Here is a 20,414-nt window from a genome sequence, read left to right on the forward strand (position 1 = left end):
GGCGGGCGCCGCGCCGGTGGACGGACGAGGACGACGCCGAACTCCGCGTCCGCCTCGAGGCGCGCCAGCAGACGGCGCAGATCGCCCGGGAGATGGGAAGGACGATCGACGGCCTGCGAGGCCGGGCGCAGGTGCTGGGGCTCACCCTCACGCCGTCGCAGCGGCCGTGGCGGTCGTATCCGCGGCGCAGGTGATCAGGGCTCGAAGGCGGTGATGATTGGGCAGGCCCCGGCGGAGCCGCCGGCACAGGCGTCTGCCAGCCGCGCCAGCGCCGCACGGGCGCCCTGGAGCTCCGCGATCCGGGCATCGAGCGCAGCCACCCGCGAGCGTGCCAACTCACGAGCCCGCGCCCTGTCATCGATCGCGTCCAGCTCGAGAAGCTCGCCGATCTCGTCCAATGTGAACCCGGCGCGCTGTGCCGAACGGATGAAGCGGAGGCGCCGGACGTCGGGCTCGCCATAGCTGCGGAACCCGCCGCCGCCCGGCCGTTCGGGCTCGCTCAGAAGACCGCGCCGCTGGTAGTATCGCACGGTCTCCACGCCCACTCCGCCGGCCTCCGCCAGCCTCGCGATCGTCATCCTCGACATCGGCTCTTGACTCCGGACCATACTACGGACCCCATATGGGCCGGGTGCCGTTGAACCGCAAACCAGGAGCGCACCCGTGTCGACCCGTCCCACTGCCGTCCTTCACCGCATGGTGATGCCTGAACACACCTGTCCCTACGGGCTCAAGGCGCTGGACCTGCTCCGGCGCAAGGGCTTCGAGGTCGAGGACCATCACCTCACCACCCGCGCCGAGACCGACGCCTTCAAGACCGAGCATGGCGTGAAGACGACGCCGCAGGTGTTCATCGGCGGCGAGCGCATCGGCGGATACGACGACCTGCGGCGGCACTTCGGGTTGCACGTCGCCGAACCCGGCGCCACCAGCTACCGTCCGGTCATCGCGCTCTTCGCCATGACCGCGCTGCTCGCGCTGGCAGCGAGCCATGCTGCCTTCGGCACGCCGGTCACGCTCCACGCGCTGCAATGGTTCGGCGGCTTCAGCATGGCCATCCTGGCTCTGCTCAAGCTGCAGGACGTCGAGAAGTTCTCGACGATGTTCCTCAACTACGACCTGCTCGCCAAGCGCTGGGTCCCCTACGGCTACGTCTATCCGTTCGCCGAGGGCCTGGCCGGCGTCCTCATGGTGGCCGGGGCACTGGACTGGCTCTCGATCCCGATCGCGCTGTTCATCGGCACGGTCGGTGCCGTCTCGGTCTTCAAGGCGGTCTACATCGACCGGCGCGAGCTGACGTGCGCATGCGTCGGCGGTTCGTCCAACGTGCCGCTCGGCTTCGTGTCGCTCACCGAGAACCTCGGCATGATCGCGATGGCAGTCTGGATGCTGACCGGCATGGGCGGAATGTAACGCCTGTGGGCGGTCGCAGCGCGGCCGCCCGCACCGTCAACCGGTCGCCGCGCCCGGCTCCAGCGTGCCCAGCCATGCGACGAGCGCCAGAATTGCGATCCCCAGCATGGCCTCGAACGCCAAGCTCAGACGCAACGCGCCCAGCTCACGTTGGGCCGCGCCCGACGGCGCGACCGAGCCAAGGGCAGGCGTCAGCCGGAAGCGGTTCAGCGATGCCAGCGCCACCATGGCGGCGAACGCGGCCAGCTTCGCCAGCAGCAGCTTGCCGTAGAGCGTGGAGAGCAGGCTGGGCAGGCCGTTCGGACCCACGATCAGCCAGCCGTTCACGACGCCAGTAAGGACGATGATCGCAACCGCCGCCATGCCCGTGCGCGAAAAGCCGTGAAGCGCGCGCCAGGACAGATCGAGATGTCCGGTGTCGATCCTCGCCGCCGGTCTGGCGACGAGCAGGAGGAGGCCCAGGAGCGACCCCATCCAGACGGCGGCCGCCAGCAGGTGCGCGATGTCCGCGCCAAGGTGCAGGATGCCGATCGCGCCCTCGCTCATCGCGCCGTGACCGCCCCAGGCCAGCGTGGCGACCGCAAGCGCGAAGGCGGCCGCCGATGCCGCAACGGGCGCTCGGGACGATTCTCCGCGGATGGTCGACGCCGATCCGACCGCCAGGATCAGCGCCACCATCCGGATCGTCCAGGCGGCGCCGTAGGGCGTCTCGTCCACGACCATCGTCAACGTCTCGCGGTCGATCTCCGTCAGGGTCGTGCCCGCCATGGCGGCCGTCATGACGAGCAGGCCGCCGGCGGAAAGGAAGAGACCAAGGCCGCCGCAGGCGACGACCAACGTGCGCAGCGGCATTTTCCTTGCGGTCCCTGTCGGCGCGGTCAGCGTGAAGGCTGCCAGGCCGCATGCGAGCATCAGGTCGACGTAGAGCGCGAACCGGACGGCGACGGCCGCCCAGTCCACCGTCAGGCGACCTTGAAGGCGTAGCTGCCCTTCACCCGGTGCGTGTCGGCCGACACCCCGTGCCAGTCGAGCCGGTAGGTGCCCTTGGGCAAAGGCTTGGCCAGCGTGATGACCATCGTCTTGCGGTCGGGGCTGACGCCGACCTTCGCGGGCATCTTCATCGGCGGGTGCGAGTCCATCCCGGGCATGCCCGTCATCACGATATCGGCACCAGACAGCTTCGGCAGCAGCGCCTCGGAAAACGTCACCTGGACCCGCGCCGTTGGCGCGACCGTGGCGTTCGGCGCGGGGTTGGCCGACACCAGCTTGGGGTGGGCCATGGCGGGTGCCGTGATCGCCAAGAGGGCGGCAGCGGCGGCTACGGCTTGGAAACGCATCTTCGACTCCATCGTGAAATCAGGGGGATCTTCGACCAATACGCGCGGCGCCGCTCGCCCCCTCGGGGCGGCGTCGCACTTCGCGACTGCGCCCATCGGCGAGGGCTGCTAGCAACCAGCCCGTATAAGACGGAATGGAGAACCAGATGGACCTCGATCTCGATGCCGCGCTCCGCCGGGTCGCCGACGACGAGCATCCCGGGCTGCGCTCGATCGAGGCGGCCGTGTTCAACCGCGTGCGGGCGAACCGGACGAGCGCGCGGACCGGCATCGGCGCCGTCGCGTTCGCCGCCGTCGGAGCGATCATGCTCGGGACCATGACCGCCGGCTCGGCGGCGTCGCCCGCGAGTGCCGCCCCCATCGATCCCTTCGGCGTGGCGAGCCCGCTCGCGCCGTCGACGCTGCTGCTCGCCGACCGATGACGCGCGGACGCTGGACCGCGCTGGTCGCCATCGTCGCCTTCCTCGCCGCGATCGGCGGCGTGTTCGTCGGCCGCGTGATCATCCCCGCGCGGCATGCGCAGACGTCCGAACTGCACGCCCTGCTGCACCACGACCTCAAGCTCGACGCCGATCAGGAAGCCAGGATCGAGCAGCTCGAGCGTGAATTCGCCAACAAGCGCCAATCGCTGGAATCCGAGCTGCGCGCCGACAACGCGCGGCTCGCCGCCGCCATCGAGGCCGAGCACGGGAACGGACCCAAGGTGGCCGCTGCCGTCGACGCGTCGCACCGCGCCATGGGCGAGCTGCAGAAGGCGACGCTAACGCACGTGTTCGCCATGCGCGAGGTGCTGCACCCCGAGCAGAGGGCGGCGTTCGACCGCGCGGTCACGAAGTCGCTGACCACCGGCGCCCGGTGAGGGCGGACCTGGCGGCACTCGCCGACGGCGACCTCGCCAGCCTGTCGGCGGGCGGCGACGACGACGCGTTCGCCGAGATCATGCGAAGGCACCGCCAGCGCGTCTACCGCCTCATCCTCGCCAACGTCGCCGATCCGGACGAGGCCCTCGACCTCGTGCAGGAGACGTTCGTGTCCGCTCATGGCGCGCTCCGCCGCTTCGACCCCGACCGTCCCATGTCGGCCTGGCTCGCGCGCATCGCGCTCAACAAGTGCCGCGACTGGGGGCGGCGCCGAGCCGTTCGGCGGCTGTTCGGTCTCGCCACTCCGCTCGACGAGGTCGCCGACCTGCACGCCGACGACCGCCCGCTCCCGGATGCCGAAGCGGCAGACCGGGCCGACCTTGCGCGCCTCTCCCGCGCCGTCGCACGGCTGCCAGCATCCCAGCGCGAGCCGCTGGTCCTGTGCGCGGTCGATGGTCTCAGCCAGGCCGAAGCGGCAACCCTGCTCTCGATCAGCGAAAAGGCGGTCGAGACCCGCATCAGGCGCGCCCGCGCCCGCCTCGCGGAAATGCTCGGCCGCTGATCGCAAACTGGCGAGGGGCGTGCCCCGCCGTTGCGTAACAAGCACAGACACTGTCCGCTCAACCGAGAACCGAAAGCCCTCATGAACGCCACCATCGACCGCCGACGCCTGCTGCGCGGCGCCACGCTCGCCGGCGGCGGGCTGGCGTTGTCCGCCTGGATGCCTGCCTGGGCGCAGTCGGCGTCCGCAGGAATCGTGAAGCCGCTTCCGACCGTGTCGGGAGAGGACATCACCCTGCGCATCGCGCACCAGATGATGACCATCGACGGCCGCGAGAGCCACGCGATCGGCATCAACGGCACGGTCCCTGCGCCGCTCATCCGGCTGCGCGAGGGCCAGAACGTGCGGCTGCACGTCGAGAACGCACTCGACGAGGACAGCTCCATCCACTGGCACGGGCTGATCCTGCCGTTCCACATGGACGGCGTTCCCGGCGTCAGCTTCCCGGGCATCAAGCCGCGATCGACGTTCACGTACGAGTTCCCGATCGTGCAGTCGGGCACCTACTGGTATCACAGCCATTCCGGCCTGCAGGAGCAGCTGGGCCACTACGGCCCGATCGTCATCGACCCCAAGGGCGAGGACCCGATCCGGTCGGATCGAGAGCATGTGATCGTGCTGTCCGACCACAGCCAGATGCACCCGCACATCATCTTCAAGAAGCTCAAGCAGCAGGGCGGCTACTTCAACTTCCAGAAGCAGACGCTGGCCGGGCTGCTCGCCGGCAAGGACCAGTCGGCGGAGGAGCGTCGCGAGTGGGGCGCCATGCGGATGGACCCGACCGACGTCGCCGACGTGACCGGAAGCACCTACACCTATCTCGTCAACGGCCATGGCCCGCGCGACAACTGGACTGGGCTCTTCCTGCCGGGCGAGCGCGTGCGGCTGCGGATCATCAACGCCTCGGCGATGACGACCTTCAACTTCCGCATCCCCGGCCTCAGGATGACCGTCGTCCAGGCCGACGGCCTGCCGGTTCGCCCCGTCGCGGTCGACGAGATGCAGATCGCGGTCGCGGAGACATACGACGTGATCGTCCAGCCCGCCGACGAGCGCGCCTACACGATCGTCGGCGAGAGCGTCGACCGGTCGGGCATGGCGCGCGCGACGCTCGCGCCGCGCGAGGGCATGGCCGCCGCCGTCCCGCCGCTCCGCCGCCGCCCGCTCGCCGACATGAAGGACATGGGCATGGGCGGCATGGACCACGGATCCGGCGGATCGATGGCCGGCATGAACCATTCCGCCATGGGCCACGCTACGCCGTCTCTCACGACGCCGGCATGTCCGCCCGAACACGCCGCCATGGGTCACTGCAAGCCGGCGGCCAGTGAAGCCGCCACCGGCGGCACCGCTCAACAGGGCGCAATGGACCACGGGTCGGGCGGCATGGACCATTCCATGCGCGACTTCTCGGTCGCTCCGGAGGTCAAGAAGACGCCGACCGTGCAGACCATTTCGCCGATGCCAGTCGACCGGATGGGCGAGCCGGGCCAGGGACTGGACGACGTCGGCCACAAGGTGCTGGTCTACACCGACCTGATGGCGGTCGACCGCAACCCCGACGTGCGCGCGCCGGACCGGTCGATGCGCATCCACCTCACCGGCAACATGGAACGCTACATGTGGGCGTTCGACGGCGAGAAGCTCAGCGAGGTCAGGAAGCCGATCCCGTTCCTCAAGGACGAGCGCGTGCGCATCACGCTGGTTAACGACACCATGATGGGCCACTCCATCCACCTGCACGGCCACTTCTTCGAGCTCGTCACGGGCCACGGCGAGTTCGCGCCGCGCAAGCACACGATCCAGGTCCAGCCGGGCGGCACGGCGACGTTCGACGTCACCACCGACGCCGTCGGCGACTGGGCGTTCCACTGCCACATGCTCTATCACATGCACGCCGGCATGATGCAGGTCGTCTCCGTCCGGCCGCGCGATGGAGACACGAAATGAGCCTCGTCCTCAGCGCCATCCTGCTGGCGTCGGCCGCCCAATGCACGCCCGAGCACGCGGCCATGGGCCACTGCAAGATGCCCGCCGCCGCCAAGCCGAAGTCGGCCAAGCCCAACCCGGCTGCTAGGCCGACGCCGGCGGCCAAGGTGCCCGCGCGCCCGGCAGAGCGTTCGGCACCGCCCTCACGCGCCACCGCGCCGGTCGATCCGTCGTGCCCGCCGGAGCACGCGGCGATGGGTCACTGCACGCCCAGGGCGTCGGCGCCGGCGGCGCGACAGGCTGCACCCCCCGCAGCTGCCGCGCCCGCCGCTGCGGCCGCGAGCGATCCGGACTGTCCGCCCGAGCACGCGGCCATGGGGCACTGCACGTCGAAGGCCGTCGCGCCTGCCGCCGCCCCGGCCGCGATGACCACCGGCGGCACCGCGCTGCCCGCCGGGAACGCACCCGCGCCCGCGGCGCCCGAGGCGACCTACGCCGACCGCGTCTGGGGCCGCGACGCGATGGCGCCTGCGCGCGCCACGCTGCGCAGCGAGCATGGCGGCATGTCGTTCTCGCAGCTGATGCTGAACCTCGCCGAGGTGCAGTTCCGCGACGGCCGCGACGGCTACAGGTGGGACGGCGAGTTCTGGTATGGCGGCGACATCAACCGACTGACCATCAAGAGCGAGGGCGAAGGCGCGTTCCGCGAGGACGCGGAGGGCGAGGTGCAGGCGCTCTACAGCCGCGCCGTCGGGCCCTACTTTAATCTGCAGGCCGGCGTCCGGCAGGACTTCCGTCGCGGCCCGGACCGGACCTACGCGACGGTCGGCTTCGAAGGCCTCGCGCCATACTGGTTCGACGTCGAAGGCGCGCTGTTCCTGTCGGATAGGGGCGATGTGCTCGGGCGCCTCGAAGGCTATTACGACCAGCGCATCACCCAGCGGCTCGTGCTGCAGCCGCGCGTCGAGCTCAACCTGTCGGCGCAGGACGTGCCGTCCAGCAACATCGGATCGGGCGTGACCGACGCCGAGGCCGGGCTGCGCCTGCGCTACGAGATCAGGCGCGAGTTCGCCCCCTATGTCGGCGTGTCCTGGGAGCGCAGGTTCGGCGACACCGCCCGATACAGCCGCGCGGCGGGCGAAGGCACCGGCGGCTTCAGCCTCGTCGCGGGGATCCGCGCCTGGTTCTGAGCGGAGTGGAGAGCGGGGCAACAGGGAGTGACACCATGAAGAACCCTTACGTGAACCTCGCGGTCCAGTCGCTCGTGGGCGGCATCATCATGTATTTCGTCATGTTCGTGATGATCAACCGCCTGTCGAGCTTCTTCAACAACCTGAACATGCTCTACATGGCGCTGATGATGGTCACGCCGATGGTCGTGCTGATGATCGTCGCCATGCCGCACATGTTCCCGTCGAAGCGGGCAAACGCCGCCCTGCTCGTCGGGTCGGCGGTGGTGTTCGTGGCGAGCTTCGCGCTCATACGCACCCAGACGACGATCGGCGACACGGCCTTCCTGCGCTCGATGATCCCGCACCACTCGGGCGCGATCCTGATGTGCCGCGAGGCGTCGCTGCGCGACCCCAAGCTGAAGTCGCTGTGCCAGGACATCATCCGCTCGCAGCAGCAGGAAATCGATCAGATGAAGGGCATGCTCGCGCGCCAGTGAGGCGCCCGACCACGAGGGGACGAATGCGAAGCACGAGGATGCGGCTGCACATCGGGGCGAGCTGGCTTCACCGCTGGCTGGCGCTCGTAATCGGCGTCCAGCTGCTGCTGTGGTTCACGAGCGGGCTCGTCATGAGCCTGCTGCCGATCGAGCGGGTGCGCGGCGAGCACCTGGTCGAGCGCGAGGACGGGGGCGTCCTGCCAGCGCAGGCCTACGCGCCGCTCGACCGCATCGCGGCGGGGACGCCGCTGCGGAGCGCGCGGCATCGCCTGCTGCTCGGCCGCCGGGTCGTGGAGATCGAGACCGCATCCGGCGAGCTGCGGCTTCACGACGCGGCAACGGGCGACCGACTGCCGGCGATCGATGCGACGACGGCGAGCCGCATCGCGTCGGCCGCATACAGGAGGCGGCCTGCGCCCGCCGTCGCGGTCGCCCGGGTCACCACCGGCAGCACCGAGTATAAGGGCCGACTGCCGGCGTGGCAGGCCGCATTCGCCGATGGCGAGGCGACGCGGATCTACATCGACGATGCCGGGCGCATCGCCGCCGTCCGCACCGGGACATGGCGGTTCTACGACTTCTTCTGGGCGCTTCACATCATGGACTGGAGCGAGCACGAGGACTTCAACACGCCATGGCTGAAGGCCTTCGCCGTCGGCGGGCTTCTGCTCGCGATCGCCGGGACGATCCTGCTCTATCTGCGCTGGCCGAGAAAAAGGCGTCGCAGGGCGGAGGGGTAGCCGGCGCTCCTGCGTATGGTGCGTGAGCGGGGCAACTGGAGAGTTCGTGTGAGAAAAGCAGTCCTGAGCGCCATCGCCCTCGCCGCCATCGCGGGCGGCACCGCCGTCGCGCAGCAGAGCGGCCATGCCGGCCACCATCCGGCGGGCGGAATGACGATGCAGGCGACGCCTGCCAATCCCTATCCGCCGGCCGAGATGCGGATGCACGAGAAGATGATGGCCGCCGTCGGCGCCGACGCGACGGAGACCTGGGTCCGGAAGATGATCGAGCACCATCGCGGCGGCATCGAGATGTCGCAGATGGTCATCCGGCAGACCCGCGACCAGAAGGTGCGGCAGATGGCGACCAAGACCGTCGCCATGCAGCAGAAGGAGGTCGCCGAGCTGAACGCCTGGTTGCGCGCGCACGGAAAGCGGGCGCAGTAGGCGGGCATCACGTCCCCCGCGATCCCGCGGGACCGGGGGGCGCAACCTTGGAGTCCGACATGAAGCTACCGCACCTGGTCTCCGCCGCGCTCGCATGCGCGATCCCCGTGGCCGCCATCGCGGCCGACCCCGTCCTCATGCACCGCGACCCGAGCTGCCCGTGCTGCGAGAAGTGGGTGCAGCAGGTGAAGGCGCAGTTCGGTCGGGCCGCGAAGGTCGTCGACGATGCCGCGCGTCCGGCATTCATGAAGGCGCGCGGCGTCCCGGCCGATCTCGCGTCCTGCCACACCGCGGTCGTCGACGGCATGACGTTCGAGGGGCATGTGCCCGTCGCCGACATGAAGCGCGCGCTCGCAACGCGCCCGAAGGGCGTCAGCGGCCTCGCGGTGGCGGGGATGCCGATGGGTTCCCCCGGCATGGAGATGCCAGGCGTGAAGGCGCAGCCCTACGTCGTGGTCGCATTCGGTCCCGGCGGGCGCCGCGTCTTCGCGCGGCACTGAGAAAGAGGAGCGCGCCGGGCGCGCTCCTCTCCGTCACGTCACTTCGCGGGCTTGCCCGACATGTCGTGGCCGGCATGGTCGCCGCCCTTTTTCATGTCATGGCAGCAGTCGGACTTCTTGCCGTCCTTCTCCTTGCAGCAGTCCGCGCCTTCCTTGCAGCAGGCCATGTCCTTGCAGCAGTCGGCAGCGGCCGCGGAAGCGGCGCCCGAGATGGTCAGCGCCAGCGCGGCGCCCATGATCTTCAACGTCTTCATATGTTCGGTTCCCTGATTGAGCTTGATCGTTCAGACGATCAGCCCGCGCGGAGGGGGCGGAGCCGGTCCACCCTCCAGACCGTCCAGCCCCTGCACCAGGGCCAGCGTCACGGTTCCAGGCGTTGCAGCAGGTGGAGACCCGATCGCTGCGGCCGCAGGGGCGGCCACGCAGCCCGTCGCACACGCCGTCCGCTCGCCATCATTCCGTTCCTTGTCCCCAGCTGGCGCGCCGTGCGGCGCCTCGTGGCAGCTGCTCGCGGCAGACACCTTCGCGTCTTCGACAAGCATCGCCGACGGGGAAAGCATCGAAGCGCACGCGGGCCCCGCGCGCGTCAGGACGAACGCGCCCAACAGCACCAGCATGGCGAACCTGATCATCCCGGCGCGGAGCATCAAACCGAAATACCGGACGCGCCTGGAGCTGGCAATCACATGCGGTCGATCGCGCGCGGCATCGTTCGAACCGCGCTGGCGCAGACGCCGCGCGGGCGGTGCCAGTAGGGACAAACAGATTGAACGTGTCGGACTGCGGTCCGCCTTCATCAACGGTGAGGTTGATGGAGGAAAGAGTGTTCAGCGACACGACCGGGAACCCCGCGTCGGAACCGGCGACGGACGAAGCCCGAGTGCTGGCGGAACTGCCGCCCACCAGCTGGCCAAGGACCCGCCAACGTTTCGCCGCCTTGGCGGATTACCTCCGGATCGCCTCTCCAACGGCCGAGGACGTTAGGCGTCACGCTTCCCGGCTCGGAGTCTCGCCGGTCACGTTCCAGCGCGTGATCGCCGCGCATCGCGCGCTGCAGACGGGCAGGGAGCCCAAGCGCTCGCGGCGGGGACTGCACCGATCGCTGCCCCCGGCAACGGCCGCCATCGTCGAGGACGTAATCGCTGAGCTGGGCCCCAACGCTACGGACGCAGCCGTCCACAGGGAAGCCGAGCGGCGCGCCATAGCCAAAGGCCTTCCGGTGGCGTCGCCGAATGCCATCCGCACCCGACGCGGTCGTGGCCCGCAGTCAGTCGACCTGCGCTCGCGTCTGCAGCTCGACTTCGACGCGATTCTCGACTGCTGCCCGCTAACCTTCGACGTCGTGGACGGGTCGGGCGAGCAGCGCCCGGCTGTGCTTGCGGCACTGATCGCCGGAGCCGATGGCGAGATCTGCGGCATTAGCCTGCATGCCGGCTTCCCCAGTGGCACAGAGCTGGTCGCGCTGGCACAGCGTGCGCGAACCCTCGCGCGCCTGCGCGACGTCGAAGCGCCGGTGCTCGTGGCCACCTGGACCGCCCGTAGAGAGCTGAACGGCCATCGCACGGCTCTTGTGGACGCGGGTTACGTGCTGGGAGACGCGTCGTCGGTGCGCCTGCGCGGGGGCAGCGCGATCACGCCAGTCTTGGGCCGGTCCGTCGGGCGCGCGCCGTTCGCCATGTTCCGCCGGCCCGACGGACCGAAGTCGGACGTGGTCCTGCCGATCGACCTAGCCAGGCGAGTGCTCGCCTATGGCGTCGACTGCCCGATCGACGGTGTCCCTGACGGGGTAGAGCCGGGCGCCATTGGCAAAGCCCATGGTGCGGACGAGGCGCTCGCCCACCTGCGCCGAAGCGTCGAGACGGTGCTCGCGGGCGTCGCCGGGGCCGACGCGACGGCGGCCCGCGAAGCTGCAGAGGCCCTCTGCGCCTCACTGGGCGCGTTCGTCACGGCGACCGTTGACGCGCGGCTGACGTCCGACCGGAGCGCGAGCGCCTAGACCGGAGGGCCGAGCTTCAAATCGGCCGGGCCCAGCAGCGGAGACATCAAGGAAACCATCTGCGCTAACAGCGGCTCGCTCAGATTGCCCACGGGTCGCGCGGCCCAGCCAACGCGATGGACAAGGTCGCCGTTCCAGCCGCGCACGAGACTGCGCACCGCGGCCGCTGCGACCTGAGGCCTGGCGAAGCCGTCTGCGGCATGCTTCGCGACCGGATCGACCGTCGCTCGTGGAAGGAGCTCAACCGAATGGATGTGGTCGCCGACGAACTTGATCAGTTCCGTGCCGCGGCGGAAGCGCCCGGTCGACGACACCGACACGGACACCGGCGGCCGCATGGCGGCCCCGATGTCAGCGACCCTCCGGACCGCTGCCGGGTCGACGTCGTCATCGACCACCCATGACAGCGAGGCGATCCGGTCGGCGACGCGCCAAGGCGATTCCAGTCCGCGCAGGATCTGCGCCGCAGTGCGCACCAGCAGTCCCATCCGTCCCACGCGAGCGCTCGTCGGAGCGTCGGCGGGCGCCGCGCCCAGGATGAGCCGGGTCTCCAGGTCGAGCATCACGTCCGCGACCAGATAACGGACCTCCCCGCCGTCAAACCGGGTGGTGATGTCCAGGGCGATCTGATCGATCAGGAGCGCGCGGCCGAGCACGGCGTCGGCGGGCGCCACGTATTCGCGGCGCAGCATCATCGCGCGGCGCCGGACAGCCGACACGCTCGGTGCCGGCCCGCCCGCCGCGGCGACCGCATCCATGATGTCCGACCAGCTGGCTCCAGGCCGCTCAGCCAGCAACGCGGCCAGCCGCGCTTCGGCTGCCGGTGGCAGCACGGCAACGTCCGACCGCTTCTTCCTTCCGGCCCCGGCCAACGGGGCGAGCGCCTCCACCGGCCCGACATCATCCACGCGGGCTGCAAGGCGGTAGAGACTGCGCGGCGTCAGGCCCAAGTCCTTCGCCACCGACGTCCCAGCACCATGATCCGCGCGATACCGAGCGATGCCGCGCAGCCGCGACTCGACAGTCCGCCGCTTGTCGACCGGCAGCGCCGCGAACATGCCCAGCTCACGCTCCACGGGGCCCTTCGCGAAGCGGGCCAGCAGCTCCTCGATCCCGGCAGTCTTCATGCCGACGCCTTACGGCGTCGCGCGAGGCAAAGCAAGACGTTCAGCTTTAATGTCGCATTTTCAGCTTGCGCGAACGACTGCCAAGCATATATTTCGGACGTCTCCAATAGCTGCATATCACTCCCCGCCCTTGGATCCGCCGCGAAATGAACATGACACGATACGTGAACGTCCTTTTGGGAGATGCGCTTCTCGGTTCGTTGTGCGGCCGCGGATGAACGCCGTATCGCCCATCCGCTTCGATCGGTTCGTTCCACTAGTCGGCTTCCATGCGGGCGCTCGGCACGCACTGGCCGACTGGACGCCATCGCGGCGGCCGCCCCGCCATCCGGGGCGTGAAGTCCCCCATGCCCATCGCCACGCCGAGCATCTCGATGGAGAACGCGACCCGGCGCGGTGGACGCTCATCAGCATCACTTCCGCCGCCGACGGCGGGCCAGTGCGCAACCCGATCAACTACAAGCGCCCCTACGGCACCAGCGTCACGTTCTACGAGAAGTGTCGCCGGCTGCAGGTCATGGAAGGACCGAACGAGCCCGCAGTCGCCGACCATCTCGAGCTGATGCCGCGCTACCTGGACTTCCAGTTCCACCCGCTCGCGCTGAAGTTCCGGCGGGCGGACGGCCGCATCATCACCAAGTATCCCGACGTAGCGGTCGAGAACGACCGCAACGAGGTCGCGATCGGCGAGATCAAGTCCAGCGGCGCGTGGTTCAACGCACCGGGCGTCAAGCGGCCGCTCGATCGCATCAGCCTCGCCCTCGAGACTGAGGGCCTGGGCCCACTGCTGCGCATCAAGGGCGAGCCACTTCGAAAGGATCGGGTTCTCCAAGCCCATATCGCCGCGATGGACGCCCGCCTGACCAGCTTCTCGGACGACGAGGCCGCGGCGGTCCGGGCGCTCTTCGCTTCGCATGGGCCGGTGATACGGCACGGCGCGCTGTGCGCTCTGCTGGGCGGCCGCATGTCGCATGCCGAAGACAAGCTCTACGCGATGCTGCTCCGCCGCGTGGTCTCGTTCGAGCTCGGCGACAAGCCCGCCGACGACACGCCCGTCGTCCTCCCCCGAACGGCCCGAGCCTTCGCCCTTCGCGACCTCCTGGGGCGCTTCGCGCCGGAGGCGATCTGATATGGGCTGCCCGATCAACATACCGCCTGGCACCGTCCACAAGCACAACGACACGCGCATAACGTTCGTCGAGAGCGTCGACGGCTTCGTTCTGCGCTGGGCCCTCGACGACAACACCGAATACTTCGTGGAGACCGCGGCCGGCGTCCGGGTTCGGCCGACGGTGGCATGGCTATTCGAGGAGTTCGAAGCCGGCCGGCTCAAGGTGTGCAGCGAGAGCGAGTCGACCATCAGCGAGTGGCGCGGCCGGTATCTCGGCCTCGACCGGGCGGCCGTGATGGCCCGTCAGCCAAAGGCCGTCGCCAAATACGACATCGCGCTGCGCGCCATCATCCTGGGTAAGAAGCGGACCGCGGGGCCGCTCCAGGAATGGGCCAAGACCCTCGGCATCTGGCCCGATCCGGACAACTTTCCCTCCGGTCGCTCGATCATGCGGCACATGGACACGCTCCAGGCCACCGACGAGAAGGTCGGCGGCCTATGCAACCGCAGCGGACGCGAAAAGGGTTCCTCGCCGCTGCCTCCGCTCGTGAACCGCCTCGTGCACCAAGCCGTCGCGCTCCACTGGAGCGTCGATGCCGTCAAGAAGATGGGTGCCGCGGCGCTAGTCACGGGAGCGTGGCACCGCCTGAAGGAGCAGGGCGTGCCCGGCCTGGGCATCGCCCCGCCGACGAAGACCACCATCGTGAACCGAATCAACCAGGCCGAGAACATGGATACGGTCGCAGCCAAGCATGGTCAGCACGAAGCCAACAGGATTTTCCTTGCTTCCGGCGAGAGCTTCCCGGCCCTGAAGCCGTTCGACCTGATCCTGATCGACGGCGCGGAGCTGGATCAGGTATCCCTCTTCTCGGACGAGGTGCAGATCCCCAGCGCCAAGCTGAAGCGCGTCAGCTGCATCGACTTCGCGAGCGGCTACGTGTTCCCCGGCTCGCTGTTCGCCGGCCCGTATCGTTCCGAAATGGGAATGCGGGCGCTGCTCGGCGTGCTCACCCCGCCGGTCCTCACGGACGAGCAGCGCGAGCAGAACCCGATGAAGGTAATGTTCTTCGGTCGGATCGGCCGCCTGCGGGGAGACAATGACAAGGCGATCCTTCCGCCATCGTCTCTCGGCAACCTCGCCAACGTCGTCACCCGCGTCGAGCTCGCTTCAGCCTACGGGGCCGACGAGAAGTCGCTCATTGAGAGCTACCAAGGATGGTGGAAGGGGCGAATGGACGGCCTTCCGGGGACCATCCTGTCGCCGCGCAGCCGAAAGCGCTCGATCCGACGCGACCCGATGGCCGAGGCGAGCATGACCCGAGCAGACTTCGTCCGGCACGACGAAGCGCTGCGTCTCGAATGGAATGCCACCGGCAGCAGTGCGCGCGGCGGCATGTCGCCTGACCAGATGATGCTCGAACACATCAGCAGTCAGGGCATCCGGCTCACCGACACCGCAGAGGTCCGCCGCAATGTGTCCCGCACCGTCCTGGGCGTGCTGACGACGGACGGCGTGACACACGACGGCATCCTATACCGCTGGAACCGCACCGGCATCACGAAACTGCTGTCGGAGAACTTGGCTGCGCAGTCGTTCGCCTCGCGACTAGACGGCACGGCGCGATGTGACGTGACCTGCCGCGCATTCGACTGGAACCTCGACGTCATCGAGGTCTTCGACGAGGCGAACAACGCGTTCGTGCAACTGTGGTCCACAGACCCCGACTACACGATGTTCCTTACCCGCTGGGAGCATCGATTTCACACGGACGCCATGGCTGCGGGGCTTCACGGTGGCCAGACCGCGCTCGACCGCGCGCTCGAGCGCGACAAGTCCGAGCGTAAGCAGCTCGCTGCCCTGAACGCCGGTCCCTATTCCGTTTCCAAGAAGGCGGCCGCCCTGCTCGAAACCGTAGAGATGCGCACCAAGGCCAAGGATCTGGCCGACGACCCCGATCTCACCGATTTCTCGGCGTTCATGATCCCGACGGACGTCGGCGGCCGAGACCGCGCCGACCTGCCGACCATCGGCCCCATGCCGCGCAGCGACGAGGACGTCGTTCCCAAGAGCGGTGGCAAGAAGCCGAAGGACGACTGGGACGGGTTCGAACCGAAGCCCCGCTCGAACCTCCAGATGCTCGAGCAGGACGCCGAGAATGACGAGGGCGGCATCGACTGGGACGACCTCTCCGACCACGACCCCTCAAGGGACCACTGACATGAACAACCCGAAGGATCCCTACGGCATCCAGCCCGAACCCGCCCGGGGTGACCGGCTCCCCGACTACAGCGATCGCGCGCGGGCCGAACGCGTGAAGCTCGTCGTGCCGTTCTTCAAGACGAACTACATCGAGCACCAGCCGCAGACGGACCGCATCGAGGAGCTGCTCGACTATATCGACTCGATGCAGCCGCTGCTGGGCCGCGCGATCGACGGGCGCCGGCTTTCCGAATACTACAGCGCGGGCAAGTCGCGCATGGTCGAACGCATGATCGAGGTGGCCGCGGAGCGCCGGGCCGCGAACGGCCTCCCGCCGAACCCATACCAGATCCTCTGGCTGGAACTCGACAAGACGACCTCGGTCGCGACCTTCTATCGGCAGGCCCTGAGGCTCATGGGCGACGACCATTGGGACGGGAAGGCGAAGCTCGACGAACTTGAGGACAGGATGGAACACTTCGCTCGCAGGCTGGGCGTCGAAGGGATGGTAGGCGACGAGGTCCAGCATCTTGGTCGCAAGACTACCGACGCCAAGCAGGTGACCGACCGCTTCAAGACGTTCCTCAACCGCGGCGTCCTGCCGCTCATTCTGGTGGGGGACGAGACCTCGGAAGCCTTCTTCGACGAAAACGAGAAGTTCGCGGCCAGGCTCGGCACGCCATTGACCCTGAAGCCCCTCGATGTGCGGCACAGCGGCCGGGACAAGCGGCTATTCCTCGAGTTCTGCGGAAAGCTGGACGCGTCGCTCGTCGCCGGTGGCATCACCGACGAGCTGAGCGGTCTCGACAAGAGGGGGCTGCGCACGCCGCTGGCGATCGTCAGCGGCGGCCATGTTGGCCGGGTTTGTCGTCTGGTGTGCGAGGCGGCCCAGCACGCCATCCGCCGCGGAGCTGGCGTGATCGAGGCGCACGACCTGAGCGTCGCCACGCGAAACTACGCCTTCCGGGTCAAGTTCATCCGCTACGATCCATTCTCGAAGCCGCACGCATGATGCCGCCGCTCGGCTCCAAGCGTCTGCGCTTCGGATACGACATTCACCCAGACGAGAGCCTGGTCGGAGCTTTCGGCGCCGCATGCCACGACCACCGCCTGCGCTGCGTCAGATCGGCGCTCACGGGGGGAGGGCTCGAACTCTCGCCGGCTGGTGGCATCCAGTTCGTCGCCGGCAACGACCTGAATCGGGTCGCGATCATCATGAGGATGGACGCGGACCTGGTCCGGGCCGCCGCCTACGTCCGCACCGGCCTTACGGTTTGGCTCGGCGACCTCGACCTTCCAAGCACGTTCATTGAACAGAGCCGCCGACGTATCGCCCCGCTATCGCTGTCGGATTGTGGACGCCATCAGGCTGCCTGGCTCAATATACTGCTTCCATACTGCCCCACGTCCCTGGAGCGGCTCGTCAGCGAATGCCCGACGTGCGGTCCGCTTGGCTGGCGGTTTTCCCGCGGTGTCGCGAACTGCGACCGCTGCGGGGAGCCGGTGCCTGCATCAGGCGATCCGCCGCTCAGACCCGAACTGGCGGAACGTTACCGCGACTTCGCGGATCTCGTCTCACAGAACGCCGCGCGCAACCGAGGGGTGGAACAGCGGCTGCCGGAGGCATTGCGGCCCTTCTCTCGCTCCGCCTTGGTGCGGCTGGCGCTTCGGGCGGGCGCCCTCCTATCGAGCGAAGTTGTGGGCCGCGGTTCGAAGTTGCGCGCGACAGACGATGCGGGACGGCGCGCCGATGTCGTCTGCACCGGAATGGGTGTGATCGCGGATTGGCCGAACTCCATCCAGCGCTACGCGGAGCAGCGGCTTGCCACGGCCGGTGCGGACCTCCGCCTCTACGAAAGGCTGCGCAGTGACTTGCGCTGGCTGGCCAACTCCTGGAGCCGCGAAACCAGCGACATCGTGGATCTCGCCTTTCCTAGTCTCGATGGCCGGGGATCCGGCGTGTTCGCCAGCCACGACCGGTATTATTCCGCGAACCAGGCAAGTTCGGTGCTCTGGTGTTCGTCCGTCCAGCTCAGGCAGCTTCGCGAGGCGGGCGCGATCCACTTCGAGCAGCTGCCTAGCGGGCAGCGGATTCGCGCCCGCTACCTGATGGAGGACGTCGACCAGCTTAGGGCGTTGCTGGACGCTTCCGTGACGCCGTCCGTAGCCGCGGCCGAGCTCGACCTCCCGATATATGCGATCGGGCAGCTAGTGGCGGACGGGAAGCTCATCGTTCATGATGAGGTCGGCCTGACCGTCCTGCGGGGCGGACCGCAGATCGATGCCGCCTCGCTGCGGACCCTCGTCGCTGATCTGCGAACTCGATCGGCGTCTACGTCGATCGCCAGCAGCGCGGTTCCATTGCGGCGCGCTGCTTCGCTGCATCCGGGCGAGAAGCCTTGGGCTGCGATCGTCGATGGCATGCTGGATGGATCCATTCCCTTCTGGATGTCGGAGGAGGATCGAGTCCGGGGCGCGCTTGTTGAACGCATGACCATTCTCGGACGTCGCTTGGAACGGAGCCTGCCGGACCCACTGCGCGTCGATTCACTCTCGATCGTCGACACCATGGAGATCTTGGGCGCGCACTTCGAAGAGACGATTGCCGCGCTTGCCGAGGCCGGCATCGTCGTGGAGAAGCGTGGAAAGGGTAACGGTGTAAGTCGTGCAGCGGTTCGCGACCTATGTCGACGCGTTGTGTTCACCGGGGAACTCGCCGCCCGGACGGGAGAAGTTCCTGCTCACACCTACTGGAACTTGCGGCGCGCCAATCTTCCTCGTGTCGGAAAGGCTTGGTCTCGCCCCGCATTGGTAGCGATCGGTCTCGCGACCGCAATCGGCTAAGTTGCCTGCTTCGCGCCTTCTCGATATTTCGCATCAGTGTGGCGCCGCGGATCAGTGACAAAGTTAAGTTGCCGGCGCGCGACATCATCGTGCTGCGGCGAAGGCTGGAGCCTTGGCCTTGGCGATCGAAGCCTGACGCCCGCCGGCGCTCCGGCCTTGGCCGGAGCACCGGAGAGATTACTCCGATGTTGCCCCGGCCGCCATCGGCTTGCGATAGTCGAGCGCCGGCTTGCGGTTGCCGAGCATCGCTTCGTACTTGAAGTCCGGCCCACGCGCTTTGAGCAGTTCCGCCTTCGCCGCCGCCAGCGTATCGGGCGAGCGGAAGAGTTCGGCCGCGGTCAGCGCCAGCGTCTTGGCCGCGACCACGCCGCCCTTCGCGCCGATCGACATGCCCGATGCAGCGACTGCCTGCCAGCTGTGCGCGGGGGTGCCGGGTACCCAGGTCGCGGTGGAAAGCCCGATCGTCGGCGATACCCAGCTGATGTCCGAAACGTCGGTCGACCCGCCGCCATCGCCGCCGCGGCCGAGTGGCAGGACCCGCGCCGCGGTGTCGAGCGGCCGCTTCACCTCCAGCGACTTCTGAAGTTCGGTGGCCCAGGCGGTTTCCTGCGCGGTATAGGCGACGCCGCCGACCGCGTTCAGGTTGCGGTCCATGACCTTCGCCAGCGTTTCGTTCGCCAGCATCGAATAGACGCCGCCGGTGATCTCGTTGGTGACGCTGGTTTCGGTCGCCAGCGCCGCCCCTTCGGAGGCCTTGACCACACGGCCCCACACCGACTTCACCAGCGCCGGATCGACGTCGCGGACGTAATAATAGCTCTCGGCGAAGTCGGGGACGACGTTGGGCGCTTCGCCGCCGTTGGTGATGACATAGTGGATGCGAATCGACGAGGGCACGTGCTCGCGCATCATGTTGACCGCGACGTTCATCACTTCGATGCCGTCGAGCGCGGAGCGACCGCGCTCGGGCGAGGCGGAGGCGTGGGCGGACAGGCCCTTGAAGCGGAACTTGCCCGAGATGTTGGCGCGGCTCGGGCCGACCGACACGATGTTCGCGCTGCCCGGATGCCAGTGGAGCGTGGCCGACACGTCGTCGAACAGGCCGGCGCGGACCATATACACCTTGCCCGATCCGCCTTCCTCGGCCGGGGTGCCGTAGACGCGCAGTTCCCCGGGCACCTTGTTGGCGATCATCCAGTCCTTGATCGCCATCGCCGCGGTGATGCTCGCCGCGCCGAACAGATTGTGCCCGCAGGCATGACCGGCGGCCTTGCCGGCGATCTGGTTGCGGGTCGGGTCGGTCGTCTGCGCGGTGCCGGGCAGAGCGTCATATTCGGCGAGGATGGCGATGACCGGGCCGGCGCCGTTCTTGAAGCTGGCGACGAAGGCGGTCGGAATGTCGGCAACGCCGGCCTTCACCGTGAAGCCGCTCTTCCTGAGTTCGGACTGGAGCAGGGCCGAGCTCTTCGTTTCCTGATAGCCGACTTCGGAAAAATCCCAGATCGTCTTGGCCGTGCTGGCGAGCGTCGCGGCGCGGCCATCGACCCCGGCGACGATCGCGCTGCGCTGCGCATCGGGCAGCGGGGCGGTCTGGGCGTGCACCGCGGCGGGCAGGATCAGGGCGGTGGCGAGCAGCAGGGTCTTCATCGGTGATCCTCGGCGGGCAAAAGTTGCGATAACGCGGTGCATTCGTCCTCAGT

The 20,414-nt window shown here is 68.4% G+C and carries 22 protein-coding genes; 15 read left to right on the plus strand and 7 right to left on the minus strand.

What is annotated here, in order from left to right; translation table 11 throughout:
- Positions 1-194: 194 nt before the first annotated feature.
- The gene (locus tag JW805_04410; GenBank protein MBN2971255.1) at positions 195-587 is read right to left on the minus strand and encodes a MerR family DNA-binding protein; all 393 of its coding nucleotides are present in this window, start codon (positions 585-587) and stop codon (positions 195-197) included.
- Between the two features lie 109 nt (positions 588-696).
- On the opposite strand from JW805_04410, the gene JW805_04415 reads away from it, so the two are divergent.
- On the plus strand, positions 697-1,413 hold the full coding sequence (locus JW805_04415; GenBank protein ID MBN2971256.1) for a glutaredoxin family protein: 717 nt from the start codon (positions 697-699) through the stop codon (positions 1,411-1,413).
- Between the two features lie 36 nt (positions 1,414-1,449).
- Here JW805_04415 and copD read toward each other — a convergent pair whose 3' ends face one another.
- Together copD and copC are read right to left on the minus strand one after the other, a co-directional pair.
- The gene (gene copD, locus JW805_04420) at positions 1,450-2,373 is read right to left on the minus strand and encodes a copper homeostasis membrane protein CopD (protein MBN2971257.1); all 924 of its coding nucleotides are present in this window, start codon (positions 2,371-2,373) and stop codon (positions 1,450-1,452) included.
- A gap of 2 nt (positions 2,374-2,375) precedes the next feature.
- The gene (gene copC, locus JW805_04425; protein MBN2971258.1) at positions 2,376-2,750 is read right to left on the minus strand and encodes a copper homeostasis periplasmic binding protein CopC; all 375 of its coding nucleotides are present in this window, start codon (positions 2,748-2,750) and stop codon (positions 2,376-2,378) included.
- Positions 2,751-2,896: 146 nt separating this feature from the next.
- On the opposite strand from copC, the gene JW805_04430 reads away from it, so the two are divergent.
- From JW805_04430 to JW805_04470, 9 genes are all read left to right on the plus strand, one after another.
- On the plus strand, positions 2,897-3,172 hold the full coding sequence (locus JW805_04430; protein ID MBN2971259.1) for a hypothetical protein: 276 nt from the start codon (positions 2,897-2,899) through the stop codon (positions 3,170-3,172).
- On the plus strand, positions 3,169-3,609 hold the full coding sequence (locus JW805_04435; GenBank protein MBN2971260.1) for a periplasmic heavy metal sensor: 441 nt from the start codon (positions 3,169-3,171) through the stop codon (positions 3,607-3,609). Before JW805_04430 ends, JW805_04435 begins: the two co-directional genes overlap by 4 nt.
- Complete coding sequence (locus JW805_04440; GenBank protein ID MBN2971261.1) at positions 3,606-4,172, plus strand: RNA polymerase sigma factor; 567 nt, start codon at positions 3,606-3,608, stop codon at positions 4,170-4,172. Before JW805_04435 ends, JW805_04440 begins: the two co-directional genes overlap by 4 nt.
- Positions 4,173-4,253: 81 nt before the next feature.
- On the plus strand, positions 4,254-6,122 hold the full coding sequence (locus tag JW805_04445; protein MBN2971262.1) for a copper resistance system multicopper oxidase: 1,869 nt from the start codon (positions 4,254-4,256) through the stop codon (positions 6,120-6,122).
- Positions 6,123-6,622: 500 nt separating this feature from the next.
- A complete protein-coding gene (locus JW805_04450) occupies positions 6,623-7,291 on the plus strand; it encodes a copper resistance protein B (GenBank protein ID MBN2971263.1) in 669 nt (222 codons plus the stop codon).
- A gap of 35 nt (positions 7,292-7,326) precedes the next feature.
- Complete coding sequence (locus JW805_04455; GenBank protein MBN2971264.1) at positions 7,327-7,770, plus strand: DUF305 domain-containing protein; 444 nt, start codon at positions 7,327-7,329, stop codon at positions 7,768-7,770.
- Between the two features lie 23 nt (positions 7,771-7,793).
- Positions 7,794-8,510 carry a PepSY domain-containing protein gene (locus JW805_04460; GenBank protein MBN2971265.1) on the plus strand — a complete coding sequence of 239 codons (717 nt, stop codon included), beginning with the start codon at positions 7,794-7,796 and terminating at the stop codon, positions 8,508-8,510.
- Between the two features lie 48 nt (positions 8,511-8,558).
- Entirely contained in the window at positions 8,559-8,936 is a 378-nt protein-coding gene (locus tag JW805_04465) for a DUF305 domain-containing protein (protein ID MBN2971266.1), read from the plus strand.
- 59 nt (positions 8,937-8,995) lie between these two features.
- The gene (locus tag JW805_04470; GenBank protein ID MBN2971267.1) at positions 8,996-9,436 is read left to right on the plus strand and encodes a DUF411 domain-containing protein; all 441 of its coding nucleotides are present in this window, start codon (positions 8,996-8,998) and stop codon (positions 9,434-9,436) included.
- A gap of 38 nt (positions 9,437-9,474) precedes the next feature.
- Here JW805_04470 and JW805_04475 read toward each other — a convergent pair whose 3' ends face one another.
- Positions 9,475-9,690 (minus strand): hypothetical protein, encoded by a 216-nt coding sequence (locus JW805_04475; protein ID MBN2971268.1) that lies wholly within the window; start codon positions 9,688-9,690, stop codon positions 9,475-9,477.
- Between the two features lie 30 nt (positions 9,691-9,720).
- Positions 9,721-10,053 (minus strand): hypothetical protein, encoded by a 333-nt coding sequence (locus JW805_04480; GenBank protein MBN2971269.1) that lies wholly within the window; start codon positions 10,051-10,053, stop codon positions 9,721-9,723.
- Positions 10,054-10,259: 206 nt separating this feature from the next.
- On the opposite strand from JW805_04480, the gene JW805_04485 reads away from it, so the two are divergent.
- Positions 10,260-11,432, plus strand: a complete 1,173-nt coding sequence (locus tag JW805_04485; GenBank protein ID MBN2971270.1) for a hypothetical protein — start codon at positions 10,260-10,262, stop codon at positions 11,430-11,432.
- Here JW805_04485 and JW805_04490 read toward each other — a convergent pair.
- On the minus strand, positions 11,429-12,559 hold the full coding sequence (locus JW805_04490) for a hypothetical protein (GenBank protein MBN2971271.1): 1,131 nt from the start codon (positions 12,557-12,559) through the stop codon (positions 11,429-11,431). The genes JW805_04485 and JW805_04490 overlap by 4 nt on opposite strands.
- Positions 12,560-12,773: 214 nt before the next feature.
- On the opposite strand from JW805_04490, the gene JW805_04495 reads away from it, so the two are divergent.
- The 4 genes from JW805_04495 to JW805_04510 are packed head-to-tail and all read left to right on the plus strand — an operon-like array spanning position 12,774 to position 18,714.
- Positions 12,774-13,688 (plus strand): hypothetical protein, encoded by a 915-nt coding sequence (locus JW805_04495; GenBank protein MBN2971272.1) that lies wholly within the window; start codon positions 12,774-12,776, stop codon positions 13,686-13,688.
- Between the two features lies 1 nt (position 13,689).
- Positions 13,690-15,888, plus strand: coding sequence for a hypothetical protein (locus JW805_04500; GenBank protein ID MBN2971273.1), 2,199 nt, complete (start codon positions 13,690-13,692; stop codon positions 15,886-15,888).
- 1 nt (position 15,889) lies between these two features.
- Positions 15,890-16,882: a TniB family NTP-binding protein gene (locus JW805_04505; GenBank protein MBN2971274.1), complete on the plus strand. Its 993-nt coding sequence runs from the start codon at positions 15,890-15,892 to the stop codon at positions 16,880-16,882.
- Positions 16,879-18,714, plus strand: a complete 1,836-nt coding sequence (locus tag JW805_04510; GenBank protein MBN2971275.1) for a hypothetical protein — start codon at positions 16,879-16,881, stop codon at positions 18,712-18,714. Before JW805_04505 ends, JW805_04510 begins: the two co-directional genes overlap by 4 nt.
- A gap of 177 nt (positions 18,715-18,891) precedes the next feature.
- Here JW805_04510 and JW805_04515 read toward each other — a convergent pair whose 3' ends face one another.
- Complete coding sequence (locus tag JW805_04515; protein MBN2971276.1) at positions 18,892-20,361, minus strand: amidohydrolase; 1,470 nt, start codon at positions 20,359-20,361, stop codon at positions 18,892-18,894.
- Between the last annotated feature and the right edge of the window lie 53 nt (positions 20,362-20,414).

Origin of the sequence: Roseomonas aeriglobus (assembly GCA_016937575.1) — a bacterium.
Lineage (GTDB): Bacteria > Pseudomonadota > Alphaproteobacteria > Sphingomonadales > Sphingomonadaceae > Sphingomonas > Sphingomonas aerigloba.